This is a genomic window from Rhodococcus sp. GA1 (genome assembly GCF_024321955.1).
GTDB classification, from domain to species: Bacteria; Actinomycetota; Actinomycetes; order Mycobacteriales; family Mycobacteriaceae; genus Rhodococcus; species Rhodococcus pyridinivorans.
In genome coordinates this window covers 3,204,904-3,219,358 of the sequence record NZ_CP097186.1, presented here as the reverse complement: position 1 = coordinate 3,219,358, position 14,455 = coordinate 3,204,904, and the positions used below count along the sequence as shown (strand labels likewise).

Sequence of the window (14,455 nt, the reverse complement as noted above, 5' to 3'; positions counted from 1 at the left end):
CGGGTAAGTTTGTTGTCGAACACGCTTGCTGTCGAACACTGCACCGACGACCGAATCGAAGAAGGTGGAATCGTGGCCGAAGCCAAGGGCGCACCCAAGCTCTACGCCCAGCTCATCTCGTCCGCACCCGGAGCGTTCCTCGCCAAGCAGTTCGGTCTGCCACAGCCCGAGAAGCTCCGGCGCTACCAGCCCGGCGAGCCCCCGCTCCCCGGCCCCGTCCTGCTCGGCGGCAACGGCCGCCTGGTCGAACCGATCCGCAACCTCCTGAGCGACTACACGTTCGCCGAGCCGTCCGACACGAAGTTCGGCGCACTCGTCTTCGACGCTACCGGCATCACCGACCCCGCGGGGCTCGAACAGCTCTTCACGTTCTTCCAGCCCACCTTGCGCAATCTCGCCCCGAGCGGCCGCGTCGTCGTCCTCGGCACCACGCCCGAGGAGGCCGGGTCGGTCGACGAGCGCATCGCCCAGCGCGCCCTCGAGGGCTTCACGCGCAGCGTCGGCAAGGAACTGCGTCGCGGTGCCACCGTGCAACTCGTCTACGTCTCCCCGAAGGCCGCGACCGGCCTGTCCGGCGTGGAGTCGACGCTGCGCTTCCTGCTCTCGGCGAAGTCGGCCTTCGTCGACGCCCAGGTGATCCGTATCGGTGAGGGCGACGCCACCGCCCCCGAGTCCTGGGAGCGCCCGCTTGCCGGCAAGGTCGCGGTCGTCACCGGCGCGGCCCGCGGCATCGGCGCGACGATCGCCGAGGTCCTCGCCCGCGACGGCGCGACCGTCGTCGCCGCCGACGTCCCCGCTGCAGGCGACGCGCTGACGCAGACCGCCAACAAGGTCGGCGGCACCGCCTTCGCGCTCGACGTCACCGCCCCCGACGCCGGCGAGAAGCTCGCCGCTCACCTGCTCGAGCGTCACGGCGGCGCCGACATCATCGTCCACAACGCCGGCATCACCCGCGACAAGCTGCTCGTCAACATGGACGCCGCTCGCTGGAATTCCGTGATGGGCGTGAATCTGATCGCCCCGCGGAAGATCACCGACGTGCTCGTCGAGAAGGGCGCGCTGAAGGAGGGTGGCCGGGTCATCGACGTGTCGTCGATCGCCGGTATCGCCGGTAACCGCGGCCAGACCAATTACGGCGCCTCGAAGGCCGGTGTCATCGGCCTCGTCCAGGCGACCAGCGAGGCGCTCGCCGACAAGAAGATCACCGTCAACGCCGTCGCTCCGGGCTTCATCGAGACCGCCATGACGGCCGCGATCCCGGTCGCCACCCGCGAGGCCGGTCGTCTGATGAGCTCGCTGCAGCAGGGCGGTGAGACCGTCGACGTCGCCGAGACCGTCGCGTGGTTCGCGAACCCCGCGTCGAGCGCCGTGACCGGGCAGGTCGTGCGCGTGTGCGGCCAGTCCATGCTGGGGGCCTAGATGGCACGGATCGAACTGTCCTCGCTGCCGTCGACCTTCGACATCTACAGCCGGGCCGTGCTCGGGGCACTGCCCGTCGTGGGTGCGTCGGGCGACAGCCTGCCCGACGACGTCCTGGTCCTGCGGTCGCTGAAGGTCGATCCCGACGATCTCGCCGAGTACACCAAGGTGTGCGGGTTGCGGTTCGGCGACAGCCTGCCGCTGACCTATCCGTTCATCCTCACGTTCCCGCTCGTGATGAAACTGATGGTGTCGAAGGGCTTTCCGTTCGCCGCCGTCGGTTCGGTGCACGCCGAGAACGTGATCGAGCAGTTCCGGCCGATCTCGGTCACCGAGCCGCTCGACATCGCGGTGCACGCGGAGAACATGCGCGAACACCGTAAGGGCCTGCTCGTCGATCTCGTCAGCGAGGTCAACGTCGGACGCGAGTTGGTGTGGCGGCAGACGTCGACCTTCCTGCACCAGCAGCGCACGTCGCTGTCGGGTCAGCCCAAGCCGGAGCCGAAGGAGGAGGAGATCCCCCCGGTCCCCACCTCCACACTGCGGGTCGACCAGAAGGTCATCGACCGCTATGCGGCGGTCTCCGGTGACCGCAACCCGATCCACGTGTCGACCCTGGGCGCCAAGGCCTTCGGATTCCCGAAGACCATCGCCCACGGCATGTGGAGCGCGGCGGCCACCCTCTCGGCCGTCGAGGGACGGATCCCCGGCAAGGTGACCTACGCGGTGCGATTCGGGAAGCCGGTCCTGCTGCCGTCGTCGCTGAGCCTGTACGCGCAGCACGTCGCCGACGGATGGGATCTGGCACTGCGGCATCCGAAGAAGCAGTACCCGCACCTGACCGCCACCCTGCGGTAGGGCGGGGAACCACCGAGATTTCGGGCGGGGCGGGACGCGATGGGGGCGTCCCGCCCCGCCCGAACCCTCGTGTGGTGAATATTCTTGTGGCCGAGGTGTTCCCGATGGGACAGGTCAGTGCATCTGATCGGAGCGCTTGCGTCCCGCGAGACCGCGCCACGCGAGGTTCTCGAGCAGATCCGCTGCCTGCTGCACATCGATCTCACCGCCGGCGATGCGGTCGGCGACGGCCTCACCGGCACCGACGAGCGCGACGGCCATGATCGTGAAGTTCGTGTCGGGTTCCGGATCGCGCGTGCTCGATTCGAGCAAGTGCGCGGTGAGTTCGATCAGCCGGTCGCGGCTGCCCTGCACCTGGGGCGCGAAGGCCTGCTGCGACAGCGCTTGACGATAGAGGACCATCCACGACGGCCGGTGCTCGTCGACGAAGCCGAGGAACGACTCGAGCGCGACCCGCAGTTGTTCACGCGGGGCGAGGGTGGGGTCGCCCGCCGGTGTGAGTGCCTCGACGAACCGCTGCCCTTCGCGGGCGATGCACGCCGCGAACAACTCGTCCTTCGACCCGTAGTACAGGTAGAGCATCGGCTTGGAGATCGACGCCCGCGCCGCGATGGCGTCCATGGATGTGTTGTGGAAACCGTGCTCGGAGAACACTTCGACGGCGGCGTCCAGCATCTGTTGCTCGCGGACCGCACGCGGCAGTCGCTTGGTTCCGCCCGCCATGACTCCTCCCGGACTCCTCGAATGAAGTTCTTACTCTACGGTAGGAAGCCTGGGGTCGAAGCAACCTGCGACATTTCAGCAGTCCAGAGCGCCCTTCGCGCGTGTCACGGTCCGTACCGACTCGTCGACCCATTCCGGTGAGAGCGTGCCCTCCGCGACGACCTGCTCGAGATGGTCGAGCACGGCGGGCACCTCGTCGGTGGTCAGCCACAGTGCCTGGTTCACGCCCGCCACCATCGCGGCCTCGACGGCCTCGGTGATGCCGTAGGTGTCGGTGATCGCGCGCATCCCCGACAGATCGTCGGTGAAGATCACGCCACCGAAGGCGGGGCCGCCGTAGGCACCCGAGCGGAGCAGGTCCACCGCTGCCGGGCTGATGCTCGCGGGCAGCCCGCCGGTCAGACCCGGCACGTCGAGGTGGCCGAGCATGACGCCCACCTCGGGCGAGACCAGGCTGCGGTACGGCACGAGATCGCTCTGCTGCAGTTGCTCGATCGGTGGGGTGGTCACGGCACCGGTGTGCGAATCACCGGAGGCCGAGCCGTGTCCCGGGAAGTGCTTGAGCACCGGCATGATGCCCGCGTCGATCAGTCCCCGCGCATAGGCGCCGGCGTACTGCGTGACGACCTCGGGATCGTCGGAGAACGAGCGGTCGCCGATGACGGAGTCGTCGGGCTGGCTGCTCACGTCGACGTCCGGCGCGAAGTCGACCGTGATGCCCAGCGACTTCAGTTCCTGTCCACGTTCGAACGCCATTCGGTAGGTCTCGTCGACCGTCATCGTCTGCGCCGTCACCCGCGCGGACGGATCGGGCCCGAACAGGTCGCCCACGCGCGACACGCGGCCGCCCTCCTCGTCGATCGTGACCATGAGCGGCAATGCGCTCCGCGCGGCCACCTGCGGCACGAGACGGTCGGTGAGCATCGACGCGTCGGTCCAGCTGCCGATGAAGATGCCACCGATCTGCTCGGATTCGACGACGGCCTGCGCGTCGGCGGCTCCGGTGACCCCGACGTTGAGCAACTGGGCGAGCTTCTGCCGCAGCGTCAACCGGGCGAGCAGATCGTCGCCGCAGGTCGCCGACGTCGCGGCCGCGGTCGCCTCGGTGGTCGTGGCGGTCGCTGTGGTGGACGAGGCGGGCGCGGTGTCGGACGTCGTCTCGACCGGGTCGTCGCCGCCCGAATCGGACGAACCGCATCCCGCGGTGGTGAGGGCGACCGCGAGCACGGCGGCGACAGTGTGACGGATCCGCATGGTGCCGACGGTAGCGGACGAACCTCGCGGATCCACAGCTCGAACCTCCCCCGGGGACGCTCCGGCGGGTTAAGGTGCACCCGAGCATCCGAATCCGACCCAGGGGGTACGCGGTGGGCGCAGATCTGATCCTCATCGCCTACGACGGTTCCGAGAACTCGAAGCGTGCCGTGCAGTATGCGGGTCGTTTCCTCGAGTCGTGCCGTGCCGTCGTCGTCACCGCCTGGGAGCCGATGGTCCGGCAGGCCGCCCGCATGTCCGGCCTGTCCGGTGTCATGCAACCCGACTGGGTGCCCGACGAGGACAGCGAGGACGTCGCCCTGTCCGACGCGCGCATCACCAACGACGAGGGGCTCGAGATGGCCCGCTCGGTGGGTCTGCACGCCGAGGGCCGCACCGTCGAGGTCGTCAACGCGGTGTGGTCGGCGATCATCGAGGCCGCCGACGAGCTGGACGTCGACATCATCGTCACCGGCACCCGCGGCACCACCGGTCTGCGGTCCCTGTTGCAGTCGTCGGTGGCCGATCACGTGCTCCGGCACAGTCACCGGCCGGTCCTGATCGTGCCGCCGGGTCGCTGACGCCCCGCACCGGGTCACCGGCGCCGGGTGCGGGCAGGGATATTGTCGATCCACCATGGACGGATTCCTGCTCTCGCGCACCGAACGCTCGGTGCACGCCACCGGCACCCGCCGGTTCTTCGACGACGTCCACTCCGCCACGCAGGCACTCCGCAGCGGTAAGGCGACGATCGTCGTCGGTGCACTGCCGTTCTCGCGGCACCGTCCGGTGGCCCTCGCGCAGCCCGACGACGTCGAGATCCTCGACGGCCCGTGGCAGGCCCCGCCCGACCTGTCGGACCTGCCGCCGGTGCGGATCTCCGCCGAACTGCCACTGCCCCGCGTGCACGTCGAGCGGGTGCGCCGGCTCGTGGAGCAGATGTCCCTCGGGGAGATGGAGAAGGTCGTCGCCGCCCGGCGGGTCGCCCTCGAGGCCGACGCACCGCTCGACCCGCTCGCTCTCGCGGCCCGCATGATCGAACGCCATCCCGACGCGGCGACGTACGCGCTGGATCTGAGCGCGGCGGGCGAACGCTATTGGGGTCACACGCTGGTCGGGGCGACGCCCGAACTGCTCGTGAGCCGCCGTGGCGAGACCGTCACGTGCCGTCCCCTCGCCGGGACCGCCGCGCGCCGGGCCGATCCGGGCGAGGACCGCCGCGCCGGTGAGGATCTGCTGACCTCGGACAAGAACCTCACCGAGCACGGTTACGTCGTCGACTGGATCCGCACGCGACTGGCCCCGCTGTGCAGCGACCTCGACATCCCCGACAAGCCCGAGCTCACCGCGACACCCGATGTCTGGCATCTCGCCACGCCGGTCACCGGCACCCTCCGCGACCCCGACACCGACGCGCTCACCCTCGCCCACGTTCTGCACCCCACCCCGGCCGTGGCGGGCACCCCCACCGAGGCCGCGCTGGACGTCATCTCCCGGGTCGAGGGCGACCGGCGCTTCTACGGCGGCGCGGTGGGCTGGTGCGACGAACAAGGCGACGGCGACTGGTTCGTCGCCATCCGGTGCGCGGAGCTCAGTTCCGACGGCCGACGCGCCGTGGCCTGGGCAGGAGGCGGCATCGTGGCCGACTCCGACCCCCTCGCCGAACTCGACGAGACCACCGCGAAACTGCGCACACTGCTCGGCGCACTGGGCGTCTAGCGCACCGCGGCGACGGTAAAGATCGACTCGGAGGCTCGCACCGTCCACCACCGCCTTCCGGGGTGATAGTTTGGCGCGGACCGATAGACAGCGTGGCGGCCGGCGATGACTGCCTGCGTCACTGGAGATGGGGAGACGGAATGGGGAAGTTCCTGGGACCGGGCCTGGGTAGCGTGGTCGTCGGTGCCGTACTCGGCGCCGTGGCGGTCTTCGGCGTAACGGCCGCTGTGCAGGAGAATTCGCGCCCTCAGATCGATCGCAGTGGCAACGCCGATTCGTCCCTCCTGAACCAGGTTGAGTACGGCAGCCGCTGACGGCGCCGGCAACGCTTCGAGTTCACGCACGTACCGAGGCGAGACGGAGCTCCCGTCCGCCGAACCGCTGTCCCGCCGGTGGCTGTACGCAGTCACCGCGGTGGCGGTGGTCCTGTCCTTCGCCCAGGTTCCGGGCCTGGTCGTCGCCGACACCAAGTACGACCTGACGCAGAACCCGATCGGATTCCTCACGCGCGCCGCTCACCAGTGGAGCAGTGTGGCGCCGCTCGGGCAGGTGCAGAACCAGGCGTACGGCTACTTCTTCCCGCACGGCTCGTTCTTCGCCGCGGGTCAACTGCTGCACATCCCCCCGTGGATCACCCAGCGGGTGTGGTGGGTGCTGCTGCTCGTCGCCGGATTCTGGGGTCTCGTCCGCCTCGCCGAAGCCCTCGGTATCGGGAGCCGTAGCTCCCGTCTGATCGCGGCGACGGTGTTCGTGCTGTCCCCGCGCGTCCTCACGACGCTCGGTTCCATCTCGTCGGAAGCACATCCGATGATGTTGGCGCCGTGGGTGCTGCTGCCGCTGGTGCGGTATCTGAACACGCAGAATCCGGGCTCGGCCCGCCGGCTCGCCGCGCAGTCCGCCGTGGCGGTGGCGCTCATGGGCGCGATCAACGCGGTCGCGACCGCCGCGGCCTGTCTCGTCGCGGCGCTGTGGTGGGCCGCGCACCGTCCGAACCGGCGCTGGTGGCGCTTCACCCTGTGGTGGCTGCCGCTGTGCGTCGTCGCGGTGACCTGGTGGATGGTGCCGCTGCTGCTGCTCGGTCGCGTCAGTCCGCCCTTCCTCGACTTCATCGAATCGTCCGGTGTCACCACCGAATGGACGTCGCTCGCCGAGGTGCTGCGCGGCACCAGCAGCTGGACGCCCTTCGTCTCCCCCGAACGCATCGCGGGCGCCGTGCTCGTCACGCAACCGGCCGCGGTCCTCGTCACCGGCGCCCTGGCCGCGGTCGGTCTCGCCGGTCTCGCGATGCGGTCGATGCCCGCGCGCGGTCGTTTCACCCTGATCCTCGTGGTGGGTCTCGTCGGCATGGGCGTCGGTTACGTCGGCCAGCTCGACTCGCCGTTCGCCGAGCAGGTCCGGTTGTTCCTCGACACCGCCGGTGCGCCGCTGCGCAACGTCCACAAGCTCGAGCCGCTCGTGCGACTGCCGATCGTGCTCGGGATCGCGCACCTACTGCGCGCCGTTCCTCTGCCCGGATCGGTGCCGTGGACGCGTGCCCGGAACGCCTTCGCGCATCCCGAACGCAATCCTATGGTCGCGGTGACGACGCTGATCCTCGTCGCGATGACGCTCGCGACCTCACTCGCGTGGACCGGGCGGCTCGCTCCGCGCGGCGCTTTCGACGAGGTCCCCGAGCACTGGCACGCCACGGCGGCCTGGCTCGAGGACAACACGAGCGAGCGCGGCGAACGCGCCCTCATCGTTCCCGGCGCGCCGTTCGGCAGCCAGATGTGGGGGCTCACCCGCGACGAACCGCTGCAGGCACTCGCATCGACGCCGTGGGCGGTGCGCGACGCCGTCCCGCTCGTGCCACCCGGCGCCATCCGTGCCCTCGACGCCGTGCAACGCGACATCGCCGACGGCCGCCCGTCCGACGGTCTCGCCGCGACCCTGCGCGGTCAGGGCATCGGCTTCCTGGTGGTGCGCAACGACCTCGATCCCGACACCTCTCCCGCCGCGCGACCGGCACTCGTGCATCGCGCGCTCGACGGTTCGCCGGGCATCGAGCGGGTCGCCGAGTTCGGTGACGACATCGTCTTCGACAACCCCGACGACTTCGTCACCGACGCCGACCTGCGACCTGCCTATCCGGCCGTGGAGATCTACCGCGTCGCCGAACCCGCCGCGGCACCCGTCGGTCCCTACGTCGTGGACATCGCCGACGTGCCGGTCGTGCAGGGCGGCCCCGAAGCGCTGCTGCGCCGCAACACCGCGCAGCCCGAGTTCGTCGGTCCCACGCTCCTCGCCGCCGACGCGGCCCGCGCGGGTCTGCCCGTCGACGAGGTGACGGTCACCGACACCCCGACGGACCGCGAGACGGACTACGGGCAGGTCGACCATCATTCGTCGACGATCCGGACCGCCGACGACCCGCGTCGCACCCACAACGCCGTCCCCGACTATCCGGTGCCCGACACCGAACTCGTCCGGGCCGAATGGGAAGGCGCCCGCATCAGCGTGTCCAGCGCGGCGTCGGATGCCACCCAGCTCGGTGGCACGTCGGTCGCAAGCAGCCCGGCCGCGGTGGTCGACGGCGATCCGACGACCGGCTGGCACAGCAACGGACTCGAATCGGCGATCGGCCAGTGGCTGCAGCTCGACCTCGACCGGCCGATCGAAGCGGGTCTGCTGCACCTGACGACCAGCTCCGGTGCTCTCGGCGATCCCGTCAAGTGGCTCGAGGTGTCCACCGACCGGGGCAGCACGGCGGTGCGCGTCGACGAACCGGGACGCGAACAGACGGTCGCGCTGCCGCTGGGCACCACCTCGTGGATCCGCATCACGTCCGTGCACACCGAACGCGGCACGGTCGGCAACCAGTTCGGTCTCACCGAGGTGGTCGTCGAGGACTTCACCGACCGGAACGAACCACGCCCGATCGACATCCGTCGCCGCATCGTGGTGCCGGGCCCGGTCGAGGACGCCGCGGTGGGCGGATGGCAGCTCGGCCAGGAATTCCCCGGCCGCGGCAGCTGCGTCGACACCGACGACCGTGTCCGTTGCGCGCGGGGACTCGCCACCTCCGCCGAGGAACCCGGCATGTTCACCCGCACCCTGGACGTGCCGCAGGAGACCTGGGTCCGCCCGGAACTGCTCCTGCGCGCGCGCCCCGGGCCGGCGCTCGAGGACCTCGCGGACCGTTCGGATCGGGTCGTCGCGCGCGGTGACGCCGACGTCGTCGACCTGCATGGCTCGGCGTTCGCCCTCACCGACGGCGACCCGCGGACGTCGTGGACCGCGGAGGAGAGCTCGCTCGAAGCGGGTGCGCCGCGGCCGTCGCTCACGCTGGAGCTTCCTGAGGAACAACGCGTCACGGGATTGGAGATCAGGACGGCGCTGGGAGCGCTGCCGGTCGCGCCGTCGCGGGTCGCGGTGAATCTCGGCAACGGACCGCAGGTGCGCGAACTCGACGGTGACGACACGATCGTCGATCTGACCCCGCACGTCACGGACCGGATCGAACTCACCGTGGTGCACTGGCGCGACACCCTCGATCGCACAGTGCTGGGTTTCTCGAAACTCACCCCGCCCGGGCTCGCCGAGGTGTCGGTGCTCGGCGACGACGGGCCGATCGGGGCACAGGGATCCGTCTACGACGAGACGGTGACCGTCGACTGCGAGCGCGGACCCGTCGTGGAGATCGACGGACGCAGCTACCGCACGTCGCTCACCGCGCGGGTCGCCGATCTCGCGGCGGGCGTGGAGGTCCCCGCGACACTGTGCGGCACCGACGTCGTCGGCATGAACCCGGGCCGGGTCGACATCGACGTCGATCCCGGTGCGGCCTTCGTCGTCTCGGGCCTTCGGCTCGACGTCCCCGGTCCCGACGCGCCCGTCGCGGAGCCGACGGAACTCGACAAGGGCCGCTGGACGGAGAACCTGCGCGAAGTGATGGTTCCGGCGGGCGACGAGGACCGGCTCGTGGTGGTGCCCGAGAGCACCAACGTCGGCTGGGTGGCGCGCACCCCGGACGGTGCCGTGGCGACGCCGGTCGTCGTGGACGGCTGGCAGCAGGGCTGGATCGTGCCGGCCGGGCCGGAGCAGACGCTGACACTCGAGTTCGCGACCGACCGCTGGTACCGGCTCGGGATCTTCGGCGGGTTGCTGTTGCTCGTCCCGTTGTTCGCGGCGGCCGTGTGGCCGCGGCGGCGGGTCGAAGATCCGGGTCCGATGCCGCGCACCTGGGGTTCGTCGGTTCTCGCGCTGACCGGTGTGCTGGTCGCCGCGACGCTCCTCGCGGGATGGGCCGGTGCCGCCGTCGCGGTCGCCGGCGCGGTGGGGATCGGTGCGCTCGCGGTGCGCCACGGCCCCGTCCTGGCGTCGCGTGTGCTCGTAGGCGCCGCGGGTGGCGCGACGATGCTGGCGATGGCGCTGCTGTCCACCGGGCCGTGGCGATCACCCGACGGATATGTCGGGCACTCGTTCCTGATTCAGTTCGCGGCGCTCGTCGGCGTGGTCGCGGTGGGCCTGGCGGCGGTACCGCGCCGGGCCTTGTCCCAGCGGTGGAAGGCGGCCCGCGCCGGCTCCTCGACGAGGGCGTAGCTGACGGACGCGACGGCCAGACTCAGCACGACCGTCACCGTCAGGACGAACCAGAAGTGCCCCGCAAAAGCCGGGATCCCGAAGACGGGGAAGACGATCGACAGCACCGCGAGATGCCAGATGAACACGCCGTACGACCAGCGCCCGACGGCCAGTGCGGCCGGGCTCGCCAGGACGCGGTGCTGCCGGCGCGGTGCGAGGGTCAGCGGGGCGAGCAGGGCGAAGCTCATGATCGCGCCCAGGGCGATCTTGGCGAGATATTCGGTGGGTGCGAGATCGGTGAGCGTCTCCGGTCCGGCCAGCGGGGTGGTGGCGGCAGCGAAGGCGGCGACGGCGATCGCTCCCATCACCGTGCGCCGCGCCGCGAAGCGGTGCATCCACGTCTCGGGGCCGGTGACGAGTTCGGCGAGGATCATTCCCGCCGCGAACCAGGGCAGGTAGCCGGGCAGCCAGTTGGTGTGGTTGATGTGGTCGGGGGTGCCGACCGGTAGCCACGCCCACAGCAGCGACAGTGCGCTCACGGCGAGCAGCAGCGGGACGCGGTAACGGGCGGCGTCCCCGCGCAGCCCGCTCACCGCCAGCGCCAGCAGCGGCAGCACGAGATAGAAGGCCACCTCCACCGACAGACTCCACATCTGGGTGAGGCCCTCGGTGAGGGTCAGTGGGACGAACACTTGCACGAGCGCGAGATTCGACCACCACACCGTCGCGCCGCCGCCCGCGTCGGGCAGCAACCACAGCACCAGGATCACGACGGTCCAGTAGGCGGGGAGGATGCGGGTCGCGCGGGAGAGGAAGTAGCGGGTCGTCGAGGGGGACGGACCGAGCGCGCGGGCCGCGGCGGCGTGCGGTCGCCACAGCAGGAAACCGGACAGGGCGAAGAACAGGGCGACGGCGAGGTCGAACCGCGCCCACACCAGGCCGATCACCGAGTCGTGCACCGCGCCGGTCTGGAATGCGACGTGGGTGATCAACACGCCCACTGCGGCGAAACCGCGCATTCCTTCGAGTGCCGGAAGGAATCCGCTCATGCTGCGGTTCCGGTCGGTGGTAGTGGTCATCGGGCACCAGTGTGCCGTGTCGCGGGAGCGGTGGACAGAGCAGGATCACCCGGAACGGGACGATCCCGGCAGCGACGAAGATCGACTACCGATCCGTCCCAGCGGCGAGCGGACGCGCATATTGCCATACCGGGCTGTTAGTGTCTGAGCTCACGTGGTGTTCGCGGGCCGGATGCCAGGCGATCCGTGCAGCCCTGCTGCTGCCGGTGGGGGTACTCGATGACGACCGTTGAGTGAGGAGAAAGCATGGCTGAGCGTTCGAGCTCCGGCCGGATACTGGCAATGATTCTGGTGGGCCTGGGGGCCTTCCTCCTGGTGATCGCGATTCTCGTGCCGACGTACACGCTCGGGAAGCTGAGAACGACACCGCTCGATCTCGAGGTGACCACGGTCGCCGAAGGCACGGGCGACATCCTCAATTCCCGTCAGCTGCTCGCCGGCAACGCGCAGGTCGATCGCGACGTGCCGATCGTCGCGCAGCGCTTCGTCACCGTCGAGGATCCCTCGAACGCCGAGGTCATGACGCTGCAGGCAGGCCAGACCGTGCGACGACTCGACATGCAAGGGGACACGGGCCTGGTCTCGGCCGTCGTCGACCGTCTCACGATCGACCGGAAGACCTCCATGCCCGTCTCGGAGGAGGAGTTCCCGGAGCGCGTGAGCACGATCCAGGTGAGCGCCGACAAGCCGCCGGTGGAGATCGACAACCGCGCCGGACTGCAGTACAAGTTCCCGTTCGACGTCCAGCAGGAGTCGTACCCGTACTACGACATCAACGCTCGCGAGAACTTCCCCATCGACTTCGTCGGTGAGGAGGAGATCAACGGCATGAAGGTCTACCACTTCAGCCAGGAGATCGGGCCGGTCGACCTCTCGAAGGCCGACCCCGAGGTCCCGACCTACAAGCTCAGCCTGCCCGCCTCCACCTGGGGTGTCGGTGAGGGCGACGAGCCGATCACGATGACCCGCTGGTACAACAACATCCGCGACCTGTGGGTCGACCCGGTCACCGGTGTCGTCGTCAAGGGCCAGGAGCAGCAGGACCAGTACTACGCCCGCGAGGCCGACAAGCCCGAGGTGACGGTCCTCAACGTGACGCTGCCGTTCGACGAGGAGACGATCGAGTACCAGATCGGCCAGGCCAAGGACGGCCAGGACACCATCTCGCTGTTCGGCCGCACCCTGCCGATCATCCTCGGCATCCTCGGCGTCATCCTGCTGATCGTCGGCTTCGTGCTCGGCATCCGCGGTGGCGGCAACCGTCGTCCGGCCACCGCGACCGGCGGTCCCGCCCCGGCAGGTCCGGCCACGACCACGGTCGGCCCGGCGCATTCGGGCGGCGCGCAGCGCGATCACACCGAGGACCGCACCGAGGTCATCCCGCGCCAGACCGATCCGAACGCGCAGCAGCGTGATTGGACGACGGATCGAACGCAGGAGATCCCGCGCACCGATCTGCGGAAGCCTCCGACGCAGGAGTGATCGTCCGGTAGACGAACCGAGCCGCCCCTCACCGATCCCGGTGGGGGGCGGTGTCGTTCGCGGGTGACTCGTCGGTGGACGGCGTCACCGCGTCGTCCGTGGACGACCGGGCCACTGCAGCACCGCGCAGAGCGAGCACCGCGACCACCGCGGCCGTCGCGGCGGCCACACCGACAGCGACGGCGATGAACTGCCGCAGGGTCGACGCCACCGTGAACATCAGCACCGCCTCGAGGGCGAGGCCCACCCACGCGACGAGCGCGAGATGGGTACGTTCCCCGGCGATCGCCGACAGCAGCGCGCCCTGCAGGACGGCCAGACACGCGCCCTGCAGTGCGAACAGCCACAGCAGCGACTGCACCGGCCCGTAGGCGTCGCCGACCAGCATCGGGACGATCGGTGCGCAGATCGCCGCGCCGGCGACGAGCACCGCGCCGATCGCGACGAGGACGGTGAGCGCCGACCGCACCGCGGCCGCCGACTGGGCGGGATTCGCCATCCGCGGATAGAGCACCACACCGACCGCCTGCGGCAACCAGAAGGCGACCTTCGTCGCCACCGCCCCCAGCGCGTACAACCCGGCGGAATCGGGATCGAGCAGCATGCGGGCGAGCAGCAGGTCGAGCGACGTGAGCGCGATGAGGGCCAGCTGCACCTGGGAGGCACGCAGCACCGCCCCGGCGGTCGGGACCGGTTCCGTCCGTCCACCCGACGTCCGGCCCACGAGCACACTCGCGGCCAGCGCGACCGCACCCGTGCCGAGCGCCCCGGCGAACAGCGCGGCACCGGGGCCGCCTCCGACGGCGAGCACCGCCACGGCCGGCACCACCTTCGCGACGCCCGCGGCGGACAGGACGACGCTGAGCGCTGCGAACCTGCCCCGCCCCTGCAGCAGGCCCTGTTCGGCGGCGAGGAGGACGAGCAGCGGCGCGGTGACGAGCGACCCGAACGCCCCGCCGACACTCGTGTCGAGCGCCCACGCCACGACGGGCACGAGGAGCATCGCGACGACGATGGCGAGCACGGCGCAGCGGTAACCGAGACGACGCAGCGCCGCGGCGCCGGTGCCGTGCACGGCCTCCCGGGCGACGACCGTCTGCAACGCCAGTGCCGGCACGGCGAGGACGAGCTGCGCGGCGAGCAGGCTCGCGAACTCGCCGTATCCGGCGGGCCCGAGCCAGCGTCCCGCCGGCAGGTGCAACAGATAGGACGCGAGGTTCGCGGTCATCGCGCCGACCGTCACCAGTGTCATGCCGGTGACGGCGGTTCCCGTCGTCGAACCACGAGTGGTCTCGGTTCCCTCCGACGCGGGTCGGGGTGTTCGCGGCATCCGCTCATCCTCCCATCCGGAACGACAC

Annotated in this window: 11 protein-coding genes; 7 read left to right on the top strand and 4 right to left on the bottom strand. The window is 70.2% G+C overall.

The features are described from left to right. Nucleotides 1–72: 72 nt before the first annotated feature. Both M3330_RS15285 and M3330_RS15280 read left to right on the top strand, forming a co-directional pair. Nucleotides 73–1,419 (top strand): 3-oxoacyl-ACP reductase, encoded by a 1,347-nt coding sequence (locus tag M3330_RS15285; RefSeq protein WP_019290889.1) that lies wholly within the window; start codon nucleotides 73–75, stop codon nucleotides 1,417–1,419. After that, nucleotides 1,420–2,277, top strand: a complete 858-nt coding sequence (locus tag M3330_RS15280; RefSeq protein WP_006552667.1) for a MaoC/PaaZ C-terminal domain-containing protein — start codon at nucleotides 1,420–1,422, stop codon at nucleotides 2,275–2,277. Nucleotides 2,278–2,391: 114 nt separating this feature from the next. Here the strand turns inward: M3330_RS15280 and M3330_RS15275 are convergent, their stop codons facing one another. Both M3330_RS15275 and M3330_RS15270 read right to left on the bottom strand, forming a co-directional pair. Then, the gene (locus tag M3330_RS15275; RefSeq protein ID WP_006552668.1) at nucleotides 2,392–3,000 is read right to left on the bottom strand and encodes a TetR/AcrR family transcriptional regulator; all 609 of its coding nucleotides are present in this window, start codon (nucleotides 2,998–3,000) and stop codon (nucleotides 2,392–2,394) included. Between the two features lie 75 nt (nucleotides 3,001–3,075). Beyond that, nucleotides 3,076–4,254 carry a glycoside hydrolase family 3 N-terminal domain-containing protein gene (locus M3330_RS15270; protein WP_024102046.1) on the bottom strand — a complete coding sequence of 393 codons (1,179 nt, stop codon included), beginning with the start codon at nucleotides 4,252–4,254 and terminating at the stop codon, nucleotides 3,076–3,078. 113 nt (nucleotides 4,255–4,367) lie between these two features. Between M3330_RS15270 and M3330_RS15265 the strand changes: the two genes are divergently transcribed. The 4 genes from M3330_RS15265 (at nucleotide 4,368) to M3330_RS15250 (ending at nucleotide 10,554) form a co-directional block, all read left to right on the top strand. After that, on the top strand, nucleotides 4,368–4,835 hold the full coding sequence (locus M3330_RS15265) for a universal stress protein (protein ID WP_019290888.1): 468 nt from the start codon (nucleotides 4,368–4,370) through the stop codon (nucleotides 4,833–4,835). A 55-nt stretch (nucleotides 4,836–4,890) separates the two neighbouring features. Beyond that, on the top strand, nucleotides 4,891–5,973 hold the full coding sequence (locus M3330_RS15260) for an isochorismate synthase MenF (protein ID WP_255025298.1): 1,083 nt from the start codon (nucleotides 4,891–4,893) through the stop codon (nucleotides 5,971–5,973). Nucleotides 5,974–6,113: 140 nt separating this feature from the next. Beyond that, nucleotides 6,114–6,287 (top strand): DUF2613 domain-containing protein, encoded by a 174-nt coding sequence (locus M3330_RS15255; protein WP_006552672.1) that lies wholly within the window; start codon nucleotides 6,114–6,116, stop codon nucleotides 6,285–6,287. Next, a complete protein-coding gene (locus M3330_RS15250) occupies nucleotides 6,268–10,554 on the top strand; it encodes an alpha-(1->3)-arabinofuranosyltransferase (RefSeq protein WP_255025297.1) in 4,287 nt (1,428 codons plus the stop codon). The genes M3330_RS15255 and M3330_RS15250 overlap by 20 nt, the downstream gene beginning before the upstream one ends. Here the strand turns inward: M3330_RS15250 and M3330_RS15245 are convergent. Beyond that, complete coding sequence (locus M3330_RS15245) at nucleotides 10,443–11,615, bottom strand: acyltransferase (protein WP_255025295.1); 1,173 nt, start codon at nucleotides 11,613–11,615, stop codon at nucleotides 10,443–10,445. The two genes, M3330_RS15250 and M3330_RS15245, sit on opposite strands and share 112 nt — an antisense overlap. Nucleotides 11,616–11,861: 246 nt before the next feature. Here M3330_RS15245 and M3330_RS15240 point away from each other — a divergent pair, with 246 nt between their 5' ends. After that, nucleotides 11,862–13,097, top strand: a complete 1,236-nt coding sequence (locus M3330_RS15240) for a DUF3068 domain-containing protein (protein WP_072740554.1) — start codon at nucleotides 11,862–11,864, stop codon at nucleotides 13,095–13,097. 28 nt (nucleotides 13,098–13,125) lie between these two features. Here M3330_RS15240 and M3330_RS15235 read toward each other — a convergent pair whose 3' ends face one another. After that, entirely contained in the window at nucleotides 13,126–14,349 is a 1,224-nt protein-coding gene (locus M3330_RS15235; protein ID WP_230810603.1) for a polysaccharide biosynthesis protein, read from the bottom strand. Nucleotides 14,350–14,455 lie beyond the last annotated feature (106 nt).